Below are 13,565 nucleotides of genomic sequence, written 5' to 3'. Positions count from 1 at the left end.
ATTTGTCCCTCTTTTAGTAAGATTATAACTAGATAGCGTTTTCGTCTTCTTCTGAAGTTCTAATTCTTATGACCTTTTCTACGTTACTCACAAAGATTTTACCATCACCGATTTTACCTGTTTTTGCTGCTTCGATAATTGCATGGATGACACGATCTTCATCATCATTTCTAATAATCACTTCAATCTTGATTTTAGGTACAAAATCGACAACATATTCTGCTCCACGATATAATTCAGAATGACCTTGCTGTCGTCCATAACCTCGGATTTCTTGTATCGTCATCCCCGTCACATCAATCGCATTGAGGGCCTCTTTGACATCATCTAATTTAAATGGTTTTATAATTGCTTCGATTTTTTTCATTGTATCGACTCCTTTATTTTTTGTATTGTACCGAGTTTTTTATAATTTTATATTTATATATGGATACAAAATACAAAACATGATTGATTCTCCTTATTTTGGTTCTTAATTAATCTTTGATATCAATCTTTTGTTGGTGAATTTGTACATTTTATTTTTCAATTTTTCTAAAATACCCGCCTTAATCAACTGCTTGAACATCCCCACAACGGTTGGCTTACTCACACCGATATTGTCCATAATATCTTGATAAGAACCATTAAAGATGTGATCATCGTCGAGATTATTCATAATATATTTGAGGATCTCAATCTTCTTACCCCCCACTAATACCGACAAACTCTCAACAATGCTCGAACAATCTTCAAGCTCTTTCTTTTGCATAATTGGCAAGACTATATTATACATCGAAGTCACCAACTCTTTGATATTGATAGGCTTCATGATAAACCCTTCGACGCGAAGTTTCACCGCATCCAAAAGATAATCTGTCTCTGTAAAAGCTGTCGTAATGATGACCGGTGTCATATTTTTATCTTCATATCGAAGTGTTTTTAGCATCTCAATACCGTTTAATTCTGGCATCGTAATATCAGTAATAATCAAATCTACTTTTTTCTCTCTCAGTACTGCCAGTCCTTCAGCGCCACTACTAGCAACCAAAACTTCTTTGACAAAATCGCTCAATATCATTTTTGTCTGATTTTGTACAGCAATATCATCTTCAACATAGAGAATAACGCAATCTCTAAGACTGTTTAAATCCATAACCTTTACCTCCTTTTAATGGTAAACATATTTTTATATTTGCACATTTTTCATACGCTTTAAAATTTGTAAAGGTATGAGAAATATTTTCTGCAATAATACTTCCTTGCATCTGTTTCTCTATAATCTGTTGCGACATATAAAGACCAATGCCACTGCCTGAGGACTTGTGCTTGGTGGTGAAATAGGGTTCAAAAATCCTGTCAATCACCTCTGGCTTGATTCCTCCTCCATTGTCTATAACGCGGACATATCCGTATTCTTCTTCGGTATAAATCAATACTTCAATTAATCGATTCTCAATCTCCTTTTCACATAATACATCTTTTGAATTTGACAAAAGATTGACGATGACTTGCGAAAACTCATTAGGAAAGCCCATGATTTCAAAATCATCTCTCACGCTCAATATAATATTAATATGGTGTCGTTTATAATAACCGCCCATAATCTCAATACTTTTCTTAATAGATTGCGCAATACTAAAGCGTGATTTATGCTTGTTTGGGTTGAAAAAATTTCTAAAATCATCAATCGTTTTGGACATACTTCCAGCGAGCATCAAGCCCTCTTTAACCTGCTTATCTACAAACTCTTCGCTCAATTCTTGTCCGAGCATTTGCTTGGTTTGAAAACTCTGTATGACCAAACTCAAGGCATTAAGCGGTTGACGCCATTGATGGGCAATATTTCCAATCATTTCACCCATCGCAGCATGGCGCGATTGGCGTATCATGATCTCATCTTTTTGTCGGCATACTTCGATTCCTTGGTCAATTTTGAGCTCCAAATCATGATTAAGCGCTTGCAACTCTTTGGTTTTTTGATCCACCCTTTGAGCCAGACTATCATGCAGCATCCTGATATTTTGTAAAATCACAATAGCAATCAATGCCGCGACAATAATCGTACCAATAGTACCAGCGACAATCCACTCAAATGTTGCCTTATAGACTTGATGCGTCTTATCTTTGTCTTGAATAGAGGCTTCTAAATTGAGATTAATTAACTGCGTCAAATCAATATTGACAGAATAAACCGTCGGATAGAGTTGTGTTTTGAGTATCTTATAGGCTTGAACCTCATGATGACTCTTAAGCAGGGCAAAAATATGCGTCAAAATATTGTCAATATAATCAATTTTCTTATCTACTTTTTCAATCAAACTCTCTTCATCAATATCTAGAGGTGTGGTCGCATTTGGTGTTTTATAATTATAAAAAAGATTAATAAACCGATCAAAAAAATCTATTTTTTCATCACTCAATCCTGATTTATAATCTCTCCAATCGCGTCGTATCAACTCTTGCGCCAAAGAGATCACATCTTCTCCTTGTTTGTAAACGATTAAATGACGCTCCATATCTCGCAGGGTATCGAGGACATTGACGCTATAAATATCTTTGAGTTTTTCCAAGCTTGCGATAGGAAGCATTCGTTTGGTGTAGATAATATTGTAATTTTCCATGATGCGGTTGAGGCTGATATGTGAAAAGCTACCGATAAAGAGCATCCCTGTTACCATCACTAAAAACAGCAAGCTTGTCTTGGTCTCAATCGTCATATCGTTGATTTTAGCAATCAAATCCTTGGTCGTTTTAATTTTCATGGTACCAACTCAAATGTGCCATTGATATATCGACTGATGGTCACCAGACGCAAGCACGGACATTTTTTGGAGACTTTATCGGGGTGTCTGTTGTTATCAATCTCTCGTGAGAGTTTCTCCATGCCTTGAATAAAATCAGCTTTTGTGAAGGTCTCACCGACGGATTTAAACACTTCTGTAATCATCTTAGCGGCAAAATATCCTTCTAAAGAGACATAGCCCAAATCATGCCCTGGGAAATATTTTTTCATAGCCTTACGATACGCTTTTACAGTCTCTTTTTGAGACGTCCAAGGTGTGGGTACGACTTGAGAAAAATAGATATTTTTGGTTTTATAGTGTAGGGTTTTCACCAGCAATTTGGGACTCACAAAAGAGAGAACACCAAAATGAATATTTTTGATAATTTTATCATCTTTGCGTGCCCGCTTTATGAATTCTGCTACGGGATTTGTTGTACCGACCAAAATAATCGCTTCGGGTCGCGTGAGACTAATCTCATAGAGTGCATTCCCTACTGAGAGCGTGTTGCGTTTGTAACTCCCCTCTCCAATAATTTTGAGATTTCTTTTGTCCAATGCTTTTCTAATGCCTCGTAATCCGCTTCGACCATAGCTATCATTTTGATACAACACTGCAATCCGTGTCATTTTCTTTTTATTCACAAAAAGATTGACGAGATTCTCGGTCTCTGCTTCATATCCAGCACGGGCATTGAGAATGAGCGGGTTTTCGTAGAAAATTTGCTCCAGAAAATGTCCCTATCACGGGAATATTATGTTCGAGGGCAATCGGCAAGATGACTTTAGCCGTAGGCGTTCCAATCAATCCGAAAAAAGCAAATATTTTATCATCGTTTATAAATTTCTTAGCATTTTCAATAGCAAGATTGGGTTCGTATCGGTCATCACGAGTAATAATTTTGATATATCTACCAAAAACACCCCCTTGGGTATTGATTCCTTTGAAATATGCTTGTGCCCCCATCAACATCTCTTGACCGAGATTTTTTTTGCTCCCGGAGAAGGGTCCACTCATCCCCAAACGTATTTCTTTACCAGAAAATTTCCCTTGTGAGACATAAATAGCGCTCAAAAGCAGTAACAATAAAAAGAGTGCAGTTACAATTTTATTCATAAAAGATATAATAGCAATAAGTTTTTGTATAACTGCTTAAATAAGTAAATAAAACTTAACAAAGATAAATTAAGGTAAAAAATGCGCTGTAAGATTTGTCATCATGATACGACGTTGATCAATGACGTAAAACAAAACAAAAAATATCACCAATGTCACGCTTGTCAAACCATCTGGATGGATCAAGAATGCTTCTTAGATGATTCCAAAGAAAAGCAACAATATAATCAACACCATAATAATTTTGAAAGCACCGGTTATGTCAAAATGTTTGAAAACTTTTTGGATTATTTTTGGTCAGATTTACCAAAAGATGCAACCCAAGCACTCGATTTTGGTTCTGGTCCTGGACCGGTTTTAGCTGAGATTTTAAAACGCCGTGGGTTGCAAGCAGATGGGTATGATAAATTTTTTCAACCCGAAAAAGTTTATGAAGACAAGCAGTATGATTTGATTACGTGTACTGAAGTCTTAGAGCATGTTGCCGACCCAAAAGCCCTGTTGATGCTCTTTAAAAAGCACTTAAAGAACAGAGGTATCATTGCTATCATGACACTCTTTCATACCAATGATTCTCGTGAATTTTTAGATTGGTGGTATCATAGAGACCCCACACATATCACCTTTTACACGCCGCACTCTTTTGAAGTTTTGGCCGATATGTGTGGGCTTAACATCATCAAACATGATGATAAAAGGGTCATAATCCTTACTTCTTCAACGTCGTGATATACTCAGATACCGCCTTGATTTGCGCGTCAGTCATATGTGCGACTTGCCCTTTCATGATGCCTTTCATCACACCACCAAAGGTGCCATCTTTATAGCCTTTGAGGGCATCTTCAAGCTTTTGTGCATCCCATGTATTAATGACGACAGATTTACCCAAAGCCTTTTTTTCTCCATGCATCCCGTGGCAGGCTGAGCATTTTTTGTACAATGTGGCACCATCTTCTGCTGCCATCACATTGATAGCAAATACTGCCAATACGGCCAAAAGTAACTTTTTCATTTCGACTCCTTTTTGATTTGTCACAGTATAAAATAAAAAAGTGAAGTCATTGTGAAGTTATTTTTTTAAAATATGAAGATACTCTTTAGTCACGGATGCTTTATGGTTGCGACTTAGAGTTTGGTCGGCTTTAAACCTTTTGTATTCTGTTGTCACCAAATCATACGTCCCATAGCGTGACATAATCGCGCTGACATCTTCTTTATGCATCAAGCCTTCATTGTTGTAGCTCAAAAATATATAAGGAAATTGCGCATTTTTGATTAATGCTTCAAAACTGCGATGCACGCGATTTCGCCTGCAATAATTTGATTTGTTGAAATCACCACGAAGGCCAGTTTTCCCTCTCGGTATAAAATGATCATACAGCGCAATAGTATTGAGGATATGATAATTGGCACTGTATTGACGTTCATTATAGGGTGGGTCCAGATATAAAATATCGCCACTTATTTTTTTAATCAGCACATTGGCATCCTCATGATACACTTCATGTTGTCCCACATCATATTCAAAATGCGCCGGTTGTAATCGCAACTCTTGCTGTGCTGATTTTTTGAGGTGTTTTAAATAAGCTCCATAAATCGAAGCGGTATTGGCCACTTTATCAGCACTCTCAATCAACGATGCCAATAAAAAATAATACATCTCCTCACTGATCTCATGATGTGAAAACCATCGATTGATTTGTTGACGTATGGCATCAATCTTCATACCATTGGTATCGCTAAAATATTGCCGACCGCTCCCGCCTCCTAGACAGTAGTGTTGATAAATAAATCCATCACGCACCAGTGGCACAGTATTGAGATATTCCAAATAATACTCTTTATCTTCTAAAGCGTGTCGATTGCTAATATAATTTTTATTTAATACAAAACTGTAATATTCAAAATCATTGCTGATGATTTTCTTGACATGCCCTTTAAAAGTTCTACCGATGATACCCGTACCTGCAAAAATATCACAAAAAATTTTATCCGAGAGGTCCGCATTGAAAACATCTGTTATCTCTTCTTTGATCCAAGAAGAGAGTCTAGATTTTGAGCCAATATAGTTCAATCATCCCTCTTTATCATATCCAAAATATCATCCCAGACACCAAATCCACTATCGGCATTGATGTGTCCGGCTTGATCCAAAATTTTGTGAGTCACTCCCAATTGATGTGCCAAATCATTGGCTTCATCTTGGCTCATATACGGATCGGTGGTCGAGGTGATTAAGACCACATCACTCGCATGCAAATTACGTGGTACCTCCACGGGGAAGAAAGTCGCCACCTCTTGAATCGTGACCTTTAAACTCGGTGGTGCCACTAAAAACAGCTTGTGTACCTCAGGCAAATCATACGCTTGGCACAGATGAAACCACAATGTGTTTGCCAGTGAATGACACACAACGGTATCGGGTTTAAAATCATCCAACAGCGCTTTGACCTGTTGCATCCACACCTCTTTTATTGGCGCATCTTTATCTTTTAAGAGGGGAAAACAGACGGTACCATAATCTTTGGCCAGTTCTCCCGCAAGCCAACTCTGCCAATGGGGCATATCACTGCCGCCCCAGCCATGCAGTATCAACGTTTTCATGATCCTATCCTATTCATTTTAATTTTCCAAATACCTTATAAATATCCCAATATTCATCAATCGCCTCGTCGAGTTGCTGCTCGCTCAGTGTTGTTTTTTGCTTCACACCAAAACGGTTTAACAACGCTTTATTTAAAATCGACGTCTCTTTTGTCGGATTTAAAAGATACAGTTTCATCGCATATTTGGTCTCAATGGCACTGCTGTATTTCAAAAGATAACGATAAAAAAACTTATCGATTTTAACCGGCAATTTTTGATGGCATTGCACACAGTTATCTTGATATACTGAGGCGTGTAGATGTATGAAGAGACTCAATATAAGCACGACAATCTTCACCATGAGAGTTGTACCTCCGTGTATTCATTGACTTTGGAGTCAATTGTAATTTTCAAATGATACTCTTCTGCAATCTTGCTCACAATACTCAAGCCAATACCAAAGCCCCCGACACTTTTATCCGCACGCTCGTATCGATTGAAAATCTGCGATAATTTTTCTTTGGCAATGCCCCGACCACTGTTTTTAATCGATAGATGATGCGCTGAGAGGATGACTTCTAATGAGCCATTGATTTTATTGTATTTGATAGCATTGGAGATGAGATTATCGATTAATTTTACTATTTTGTTGCGATCTGCCTCAAGGAACACCTGCTCTTGTAAGCGGGTTTTTGTTTGGATTTTTTTTGATTTTAAGAATAAAGAGACATACTCCAAGCGCTCTAAAATCAACGCTTTCATATCAATCGATTCATTTTTGGAGATGATTTTATTCTCAAGCGTGAGAAAAATCAAATCTTGATGGAGATTTGAGATTGTGCGTGCAGCGATTTTGATTCGTGCCAATCTTTTTTTTAATTTTTCATCCAAATGCGTGTTTTCACTCAACTCGATATTGGAGAGAATCGTACCCACAGGCGTGTTGAGTTCGTGTGTGGTATCTTTGATAAAGCGGTCTAATAAGGAGATGGCCTCTTTCATCGGTTTTAAAATAAGATGCATCAAAAAATATCCCATCGCAAGCATCATGAACAAAAATACTCCACCATATATCACAAGATTTTTATAAACTGTTTGCTTCCAAATCCCACTATCTTTGACTTCAATGACGACATATTTGGCACCCAAATAGTAGTATTCAGGCTCTTTTATAAAAAAGATTTTATTCCCGCGCATATAAATATCTTGATTCAGATCCACATCGGCATCATGATCCAAAAGAGAAAATATCTTGTGATAGGTACTATCATAAATCGCTGATTTGAACCGTGTGTCTCTTGGGTAGCGCTTCGTTTTATCAAAATTGACATGCACCTCTTTGAGCCTTTCAATCTGCTCACTCGCCAAAGTAGACAATCCTAATCGTTTACTTTGAAGCATCAAATCTTTTTGTGTATTGTAGTAATAGATTGCAAAAAAGAGCAACAACACAATCGTAAAAAATGCATAAAGAATAAAAAATGAGACGAGTGTTTTTTTCTCACTCTGTCGTAAATTTATATCCCAGCTTTTTAACACTGACAATTTTTTCTTTCCCTATGATTTTTCGTAAGTTTTTGATATACGTCCGCAGCGCATCATCACTACTAACTTCGTTGTAATCCCACAATGTCGCGTAAATAACATCGTGAGTTATAATCTCATTTTTTTTCTGTAAAAACAGCTTTAAAAGCAGTGCCTCTTTCTTTTGTAGTTGCATCACTTTACCACTCACGCTGAGCTCATGAGTTAGTGTATCGTAAGTAATCGATTGGTCAATTTGTATCTTAGAATCGCGCGCATGAAAAAATTCTCTGGCCAACAATGTCTGAATCCTCAGGCGCAATTCTTTGAGTTCAAAGGGCTTACGGATATAATCATCACAACCACTTGCATATCCATTTTCGACATCATCCATCGTATTGAGTGAGGTCATAAAGATAGCAGGCACCATATCCCGATTGGTGCGGATTTTTTTCAATAATTCAAATCCATTGATTCCCGGGACATTGACATCTAAGAGATAAAGATCATAATTCTTTTCATATATCATGCTCTCCGCTTCATCGCCATCATACGCCGTATCCACCTCAAAACCTGATTCTTCAAGAAATTCTACAATAGTATCATTGAGGTTCACATCATCTTCGAGCAAGAACAGTTTGGCGGTATTCATTTTTTTACTTTTTTTAATTTTTTGATATTGTGTTGATAGACGTGTTTCTCTTGGTCCGACATGGTACGAATTCTGGCATTGACTTCTCGCAAAAAGGCACTTTTATTCTCAGCCGGTACATACCCCACCATCGCCATCAACTCTTCAGTGCTTACGACACTATAATCAACTTTTGCCAATAATGCTATGCTAAAGATGAAAAGGCAGCAAAACACTTTTTTCATAGTATTAATCCTTTTTATTATTGTATCAAAATAATTGTGTTGCGATTGTGAAACACTCTTAATTTACAACATCGCTTCCAAATACGCACTGATATGGCTCATGACATAATTCAAGACTTTCTCATCTTCTTCGCTAAAGCCCTCACTGCCATCGGTTTTATTCAAAAGCTGGATGACTCCAATCGTCTTTTTATCATAACCAAAAATCGGCATAGTCAAGATATTGCGGGTATCATAGCCGATACTTGTATCAATCACATCATTAAAGAGTTTTGAGTTTTTAGCATTATTGATCATGATTGTGTTCTTGGTTTTAAAAACTTCACCCACAATCCCAGTATCATCAGGCACTTCTAAAAAACTCAGCCCATCCAGACACACAGACCAAAAGCTACCATTGGTATCATCATGCATAAATACGGTACAGCGATCGACATTTAACATCGATTTAATCGCATCAGATAGCAGTTTGAGTCTTTTGGGATTCTCTTCTTGTGAGACGAGTTTTTTGTTGAGTTCTAATAATTGGTTTAATTTATTTTCACTGATCTCTTTAGCCATAATATCACATCTTTATTAAATTTATTAAGTATTTTTTGATACGCATCCACCGCCCCTTTGGCATCGATACTATCACAAGTCTCCTGATAGATAAATGCTTTAGTAGCCACCAAAGCAGCACTTTTTCTCTCAACCACATACACGCGTATCTCAAAGGAAACCTTTTTCATATTTTGCACGGCATTGACGATATTTGCCTCCAACAACAAATCCGGTAACATTTTGGAATACTCACTATAAACACTTTTAAAAAGACCGCTTTTAAAAATATTGTCCGTCAAACTTTGTGCTACCATACTGGTGAAATTTTCATTCCATGTTGAGTACAAATACGCTCCTATTCTCCCAGAAGGTTCCTGATACCAAATTTTTCTACTCTGCAAGAAATTTGGAGATTTAAACCGTGCTATCTTCAAGATTTTATCCCCTATAATCTGTTGCTGTGCTTGATGATTGTCTTCGAGATGATAGGTCACAACAGGAGGGCTGACCTCTTTAATCGAACATCCACTGATGAAAATCACTATAAAAATAGCCGTTAAAATCTTATTCATGACGCTCCCCTGGTCCTGGAATTTTTGTGCCCACTTTATAAAAGATATCACTTGGGCTTTGTTTGAACTCTTCTATTACATCATCGAGCTTCAAGGAGGTATCCTTGATTGAGAAAGCCGCATCATTGAGTATCTGTAAATTTCTCTCTACAATATCTGAGAGATTAAATGCCCCACTATCGAGCTCTTTTTGTACGGAGCGAAAAAACAATTTCGCCATATCACTAGCATCACCGAGCTGGTCACTAGCACGTCCTAGTTTATCAAAGGTAGGCGTGAGTTTGTCTTCGAATTTTTTGGTATGTTCAATCAAATCACTACTGCTATCTTTAAAACTTTTAAAATCTTTTTCTATCGCATTAAAATTGGTCTCCACACTTGCTTTTAACAAGCTAATCTGATCAAACATCTCAGTGAGACGATGTTTGTTTTCATCGATAAATGTTGTCGTACGCGATAAGTTTTGAATAATATTAGAAAGATACTGGACGTTTTGTTCACTCAAAATTTTATTGGCTTTTTCTGAGATGACATTGAGTTTTTCAATCATGGATTCGCCACTATCATACAACATCGCAATGACTGATTTTTTGGAGGGAATCGTAGGAATTTTTGTTTTATCATCGCCCATAAGAAGGGGGGAATCTTTGCTGCCACCTTCAAGTTCAACATGCTTGAGTCCGGTAATGCCTTGGGAATCTAATAGGGCAAAGGTATCCTTTTTAATCGGCGTGCCTTTATTAATCTCAAGGAGTACTTTTACCTCTTCACTGTTTTTTTCACTGATTGAAATGCTTTTAACCCGTCCGATTTCTACCCCTCGAAGTTTTACAGGGGAGTCCAAACTGAGCCCCGAGACCGATTCTGTAAAATAGGTCTTGTAATAATGGTGCTCTATCGCATTGTCTCCATATTTTGTGATCCAATACAAAAAAGAAAAAAGTGCCAATGTGATAGCAATCACAAAGGTACCAACGATGGTATAACTGAGTCTTTTTTCCATACTATATTCCTTTTATCGTATCCATCAGTTTTTCAAAAACTCTCTGATAGCATAATTCTCTGATTGAATCGCCTCTTTATAGTTTCCTTCAAATGCAATTTTTTTATTTTGAAGGATACAAAATCGATCCAAAACATGTTCAATCGTATGCAAATCATGCGTCACTATCACCACAGTGAGTTTCAAAAGTGATGCAATCTCGCGTATGAGTATATCAAAATTTTCCGCACCAACAGGGTCCAAACCACTTGTAGGCTCATCCAAGAAGAGCACTTTAGGGTCCATAACAAGCGCACGTGCGAGCGCCACTCTCTTTTTCATACCCCCGCTTAGTTCACTCGGGAACAGATAAGTAGCCTCAGGATCAAGTCCTGTCATTTTTAATTTACTAAGGGCAATCTGCTCTATCACTTCCATAGGCAAATTGGTATGCTCAATCAATGGAATCGAGACATTTTCCAAAACATTAAGCGAAGAATAAAGGGCACCAAACTGAAATAAAACCGCCCAATTTTTTCGCAATGCTTCCATTTGTGAGTATGTGAGTGCCCCGATGCGATAGCCTAAGATATCAATGGTGCCACTTTTAAAGGGTTGAAGCATGACAATTTCTCTCAAAAGCGTCGATTTACCACTCCCACTTCCTCCTAAAATACCATAAATCTCACCCTCATAGATATCAACCGAGACCTTATCATGAACCACTTTTTTACCAAATTGCGTGACAATATCATGAGCGCTAATAATAATCGGTTTCAAATGCCAACCTTAGTCAAAACGACCGATATCAGAGCATTACACGCAATCACCCAAAAGATTGCATTGACGACGCTGATGGTCGTATATTTACCGATACTCTCAGTGCTCCCAGAGACTTGAAAACCACGAAAACATCCAATCAAGGCAATAAGCAAACCAAAAAATGGTGCTTTGAAAAGCCCGATAAGAATGTGTTTGACTTCTACAACATTGCGCATTCTGATAATAAATTCATGATAGGAAATGCCCAATTGGTATTTCGCTACAATCATGCCCCCAAAGGTGCCAATAATATCAGCAAAAAATACAATCAAAGGCATGGCTATCAACAGAGCAAACATCCGTGGCAATACAAGAAACAAAACCGGGTCAAGTCCCATCGTTTTCATCGCATCAATTTCTTGCGTAATCTTCATCGTGCCAATTTCTGCCGTATAAGCAGAAGCACTTCTACCTGCAATAACAATCGCCGCAATCAATGGAGCGAGTTCCCGAAACATCGAGATGCTGACCAATTCAACAATAAAAATATTGGCCCCAAATCTCGCTAACTGTTCAGCCCCTTGATAGGCAATCACCAGTCCGACCAAAAATGAGGTCAATGCCACAATCGGTAGCGCTTGCGCACCTGAGCGTTCGATATGTACCGCCGTTGCCTTATAGCGAAAGCGCCAAGGTTTAGGAAGAATACGTAAAAATTCAATCGTACTTTGCCCCAAGAAAGAGGAAAACAGAAGTAGTGATTCAAACATGTCAATAACAAGTTTTCCAATTTTATAGACACTCGATGCAAAAATGTTTTCTTTTTTGATTGTAATTTTGGATTTTTGTCTTAGATTTCGTCTAGCAAAGAGGAGTAGTCCCTCAAAGTCCGGATTCATACCGGTGAGAACAAACGGTACTTTTATGTCACTAAAATATGCACCCAAATCTGCCAGAACAATCGCTCCAGCAAAGTCCAATGCTTGTAAATCCTGACAATCAATAGTCACGATAGCAAAAGTTCCCTGCTTGATTTTTTTGATCTTGGGATATAATTTTTTCAGATTAACTTTATCAAAATCACCGGAAATTTTTATATTGCATCGTTTACTATCTTTTTGTATGATATCAAAACTACTCATGTAAGTATTGTAATAGTATTTATTATAATATTGCCTTAAATGGCGCAGTGGCAAAGGAAATGATATGAAGAAAATCGGATTGATGTTATTTGTATTGATGACTATCATGGCATATGCCAAAGGAGATAAGATGGAACATTCACAAACTGTCATATTAGGCGGTGGTTGTTTTTGGTGCTTAGAAGCTGTATTTGAAGATGTCAAAGGAGTCACGTCAGTGGAGAGTGGCTATGCCGGTGGCGTGGGAGAAAACCCAACATACGAACAAGTTAGTACTGGAAAAACCGGCTATGCAGAAGTCGTCAAAGTCACCTTTGATGAGCACATCGTCACGCTGGAAAAACTTTTGAATATCTTTTTTGCCATTCATGACCCCACCTCACTCAATCAGCAAGGTAATGATATCGGAACCCAATACCGATCGGTCATCTTTTATACCGATGATGCACAAAAAGAAATCGCGCAAAAAGTGATGCAAGAAGAGGCTCCAAAATTCAACAAACCCATCGTGACAGAACTCGCTCCTGCCCCTGTGTTTTACAAGGCTGAAGCGTACCACCAAGACTACTTCAAGAAAAATCCATACCAAGGATATTGTGTTTATGTTGTCAAACCAAAAGTAGAGAAATTTTTACAAAAATTCCCAACCTTAAAAAAATAATAAATTTCCAAATTACCATAATGCCTTCAAAAGCCC

At 37.7% G+C, this 13,565-nt stretch carries 19 protein-coding genes; 2 read left to right on the top strand and 17 right to left on the bottom strand.

The features are described 5' to 3' along the window. Positions 1 to 28 precede the first annotated feature (28 nt). The 5 genes from SFB89_RS01060 to SFB89_RS01040 all read right to left on the bottom strand — a co-directional run bounded on the left by SFB89_RS01060 (position 29) and on the right by SFB89_RS01040 (position 3,881). Positions 29 to 367 (bottom strand): P-II family nitrogen regulator, encoded by a 339-nt coding sequence (locus tag SFB89_RS01060; protein WP_331775101.1) that lies wholly within the window; start codon positions 365 to 367, stop codon positions 29 to 31. A gap of 105 nt (positions 368 to 472) precedes the next feature. Then, positions 473 to 1,135 carry a response regulator gene (locus SFB89_RS01055; protein ID WP_331775100.1) on the bottom strand — a complete coding sequence of 221 codons (663 nt, stop codon included), beginning with the start codon at positions 1,133 to 1,135 and terminating at the stop codon, positions 473 to 475. Then, positions 1,116 to 2,744: an ATP-binding protein gene (locus tag SFB89_RS01050; protein ID WP_331775099.1), complete on the bottom strand. Its 1,629-nt coding sequence runs from the start codon at positions 2,742 to 2,744 to the stop codon at positions 1,116 to 1,118. Before SFB89_RS01050 ends, SFB89_RS01055 begins: the two co-directional genes overlap by 20 nt. Next, positions 2,741 to 3,409 (bottom strand): ABC transporter substrate-binding protein, encoded by a 669-nt coding sequence (locus SFB89_RS01045; protein WP_443082173.1) that lies wholly within the window; start codon positions 3,407 to 3,409, stop codon positions 2,741 to 2,743. Before SFB89_RS01045 ends, SFB89_RS01050 begins: the two co-directional genes overlap by 4 nt. A gap of 31 nt (positions 3,410 to 3,440) precedes the next feature. After that, entirely contained in the window at positions 3,441 to 3,881 is a 441-nt protein-coding gene (locus tag SFB89_RS01040; protein ID WP_331775098.1) for an ABC transporter substrate-binding protein, read from the bottom strand. A gap of 81 nt (positions 3,882 to 3,962) precedes the next feature. Here SFB89_RS01040 and SFB89_RS01035 point away from each other — a divergent pair, with 81 nt between their 5' ends. Next, positions 3,963 to 4,610 (top strand): class I SAM-dependent methyltransferase, encoded by a 648-nt coding sequence (locus tag SFB89_RS01035; protein WP_331775097.1) that lies wholly within the window; start codon positions 3,963 to 3,965, stop codon positions 4,608 to 4,610. Here SFB89_RS01035 and SFB89_RS01030 read toward each other — a convergent pair. The 12 genes from SFB89_RS01030 to SFB89_RS00975 all read right to left on the bottom strand — a co-directional run bounded on the left by SFB89_RS01030 (position 4,591) and on the right by SFB89_RS00975 (position 12,868). Continuing rightward, positions 4,591 to 4,893 carry a c-type cytochrome gene (locus SFB89_RS01030; RefSeq protein WP_331775096.1) on the bottom strand — a complete coding sequence of 101 codons (303 nt, stop codon included), beginning with the start codon at positions 4,891 to 4,893 and terminating at the stop codon, positions 4,591 to 4,593. The two genes, SFB89_RS01035 and SFB89_RS01030, sit on opposite strands and share 20 nt — an antisense overlap. 57 nt (positions 4,894 to 4,950) lie before the next feature. Next, entirely contained in the window at positions 4,951 to 5,955 is a 1,005-nt protein-coding gene (locus tag SFB89_RS01025; RefSeq protein WP_331775095.1) for a DNA adenine methylase, read from the bottom strand. Next, a complete protein-coding gene (locus SFB89_RS01020; protein WP_331775094.1) occupies positions 5,952 to 6,485 on the bottom strand; it encodes an RBBP9/YdeN family alpha/beta hydrolase in 534 nt (177 codons plus the stop codon). Before SFB89_RS01020 ends, SFB89_RS01025 begins: the two co-directional genes overlap by 4 nt. Before the next feature lie 13 nt (positions 6,486 to 6,498). After that, positions 6,499 to 6,828 (bottom strand): hypothetical protein, encoded by a 330-nt coding sequence (locus tag SFB89_RS01015; RefSeq protein WP_331775093.1) that lies wholly within the window; start codon positions 6,826 to 6,828, stop codon positions 6,499 to 6,501. Then, positions 6,822 to 8,006, bottom strand: coding sequence for a sensor histidine kinase (locus SFB89_RS01010; RefSeq protein WP_331776029.1), 1,185 nt, complete (start codon positions 8,004 to 8,006; stop codon positions 6,822 to 6,824). Before SFB89_RS01010 ends, SFB89_RS01015 begins: the two co-directional genes overlap by 7 nt. Continuing rightward, positions 7,969 to 8,643 (bottom strand): response regulator transcription factor, encoded by a 675-nt coding sequence (locus SFB89_RS01005; RefSeq protein WP_331775092.1) that lies wholly within the window; start codon positions 8,641 to 8,643, stop codon positions 7,969 to 7,971. Before SFB89_RS01005 ends, SFB89_RS01010 begins: the two co-directional genes overlap by 38 nt. Continuing rightward, a complete protein-coding gene (locus SFB89_RS01000; RefSeq protein ID WP_331775091.1) occupies positions 8,640 to 8,867 on the bottom strand; it encodes a DUF1104 domain-containing protein in 228 nt (75 codons plus the stop codon). The genes SFB89_RS01005 and SFB89_RS01000 overlap by 4 nt, the downstream gene beginning before the upstream one ends. Before the next feature lie 63 nt (positions 8,868 to 8,930). Next, positions 8,931 to 9,428, bottom strand: a complete 498-nt coding sequence (locus tag SFB89_RS00995; RefSeq protein WP_331775090.1) for a GAF domain-containing protein — start codon at positions 9,426 to 9,428, stop codon at positions 8,931 to 8,933. Further along, a complete protein-coding gene (locus SFB89_RS00990) occupies positions 9,398 to 9,982 on the bottom strand; it encodes an ABC-type transport auxiliary lipoprotein family protein (protein WP_331775089.1) in 585 nt (194 codons plus the stop codon). Before SFB89_RS00990 ends, SFB89_RS00995 begins: the two co-directional genes overlap by 31 nt. Next, positions 9,975 to 10,985, bottom strand: coding sequence for an MlaD family protein (locus SFB89_RS00985; RefSeq protein WP_331775088.1), 1,011 nt, complete (start codon positions 10,983 to 10,985; stop codon positions 9,975 to 9,977). The genes SFB89_RS00990 and SFB89_RS00985 overlap by 8 nt, the downstream gene beginning before the upstream one ends. Before the next feature lie 24 nt (positions 10,986 to 11,009). Next, positions 11,010 to 11,735: an ABC transporter ATP-binding protein gene (locus SFB89_RS00980; RefSeq protein ID WP_331776028.1), complete on the bottom strand. Its 726-nt coding sequence runs from the start codon at positions 11,733 to 11,735 to the stop codon at positions 11,010 to 11,012. A gap of 5 nt (positions 11,736 to 11,740) precedes the next feature. Further along, on the bottom strand, positions 11,741 to 12,868 hold the full coding sequence (locus SFB89_RS00975; RefSeq protein WP_443082181.1) for an MlaE family ABC transporter permease: 1,128 nt from the start codon (positions 12,866 to 12,868) through the stop codon (positions 11,741 to 11,743). A gap of 130 nt (positions 12,869 to 12,998) precedes the next feature. Here SFB89_RS00975 and msrA point away from each other — a divergent pair, with 130 nt between their 5' ends. Then, the gene (gene msrA, locus SFB89_RS00970; protein ID WP_331776027.1) at positions 12,999 to 13,529 is read left to right on the top strand and encodes a peptide-methionine (S)-S-oxide reductase MsrA; all 531 of its coding nucleotides are present in this window, start codon (positions 12,999 to 13,001) and stop codon (positions 13,527 to 13,529) included. Positions 13,530 to 13,565 lie beyond the last annotated feature (36 nt).

Source organism: Sulfurospirillum sp. 1612 (assembly GCF_036556685.1).
GTDB lineage: Bacteria > Campylobacterota > Campylobacteria > Campylobacterales > Sulfurospirillaceae > JAADIZ01.
The sequence above is the reverse complement of the archived record's forward strand: the minus strand, read 5'-3'. Positions and strand labels throughout refer to the sequence as shown.

Excerpts from the sequence above, each read along its gene's own strand:
- SFB89_RS01005 (WP_331775092.1), bottom strand. The coding sequence starts at position 8,643 with ATGAATACCGCCAAACTGTTCTTGCTCGAAGATGATGTGAACCTCAAT.
- SFB89_RS01050 (WP_331775099.1), bottom strand. The coding sequence starts at position 2,744 with ATGAAAATTAAAACGACCAAGGATTTGATTGCTAAAATCAACGATATG.
- SFB89_RS00990 (WP_331775089.1), bottom strand. The coding sequence starts at position 9,982 with ATGAATAAGATTTTAACGGCTATTTTTATAGTGATTTTCATCAGTGGA.
- SFB89_RS01055 (WP_331775100.1), bottom strand. The coding sequence starts at position 1,135 with ATGGATTTAAACAGTCTTAGAGATTGCGTTATTCTCTATGTTGAAGAT.
- SFB89_RS01015 (WP_331775093.1), bottom strand. The coding sequence starts at position 6,828 with ATGGTGAAGATTGTCGTGCTTATATTGAGTCTCTTCATACATCTACAC.
- SFB89_RS01000 (WP_331775091.1), bottom strand. The coding sequence starts at position 8,867 with ATGAAAAAAGTGTTTTGCTGCCTTTTCATCTTTAGCATAGCATTATTG.
- SFB89_RS00985 (WP_331775088.1), bottom strand. The coding sequence starts at position 10,985 with ATGGAAAAAAGACTCAGTTATACCATCGTTGGTACCTTTGTGATTGCT.
- SFB89_RS01040 (WP_331775098.1), bottom strand. The coding sequence starts at position 3,881 with ATGAATAAAATTGTAACTGCACTCTTTTTATTGTTACTGCTTTTGAGC.
- SFB89_RS00995 (WP_331775090.1), bottom strand. The coding sequence starts at position 9,428 with ATGGCTAAAGAGATCAGTGAAAATAAATTAAACCAATTATTAGAACTC.
- SFB89_RS01035 (WP_331775097.1), top strand. The coding sequence starts at position 3,963 with ATGCGCTGTAAGATTTGTCATCATGATACGACGTTGATCAATGACGTA.
- SFB89_RS01020 (WP_331775094.1), bottom strand. The coding sequence starts at position 6,485 with ATGAAAACGTTGATACTGCATGGCTGGGGCGGCAGTGATATGCCCCAT.
- SFB89_RS01030 (WP_331775096.1), bottom strand. The coding sequence starts at position 4,893 with ATGAAAAAGTTACTTTTGGCCGTATTGGCAGTATTTGCTATCAATGTG.
- SFB89_RS01060 (WP_331775101.1), bottom strand. The coding sequence starts at position 367 with ATGAAAAAAATCGAAGCAATTATAAAACCATTTAAATTAGATGATGTC.
- msrA (WP_331776027.1), top strand. The coding sequence starts at position 12,999 with ATGGAACATTCACAAACTGTCATATTAGGCGGTGGTTGTTTTTGGTGC.
- SFB89_RS00975 (WP_443082181.1), bottom strand. The coding sequence starts at position 12,868 with ATGAGTAGTTTTGATATCATACAAAAAGATAGTAAACGATGCAATATA.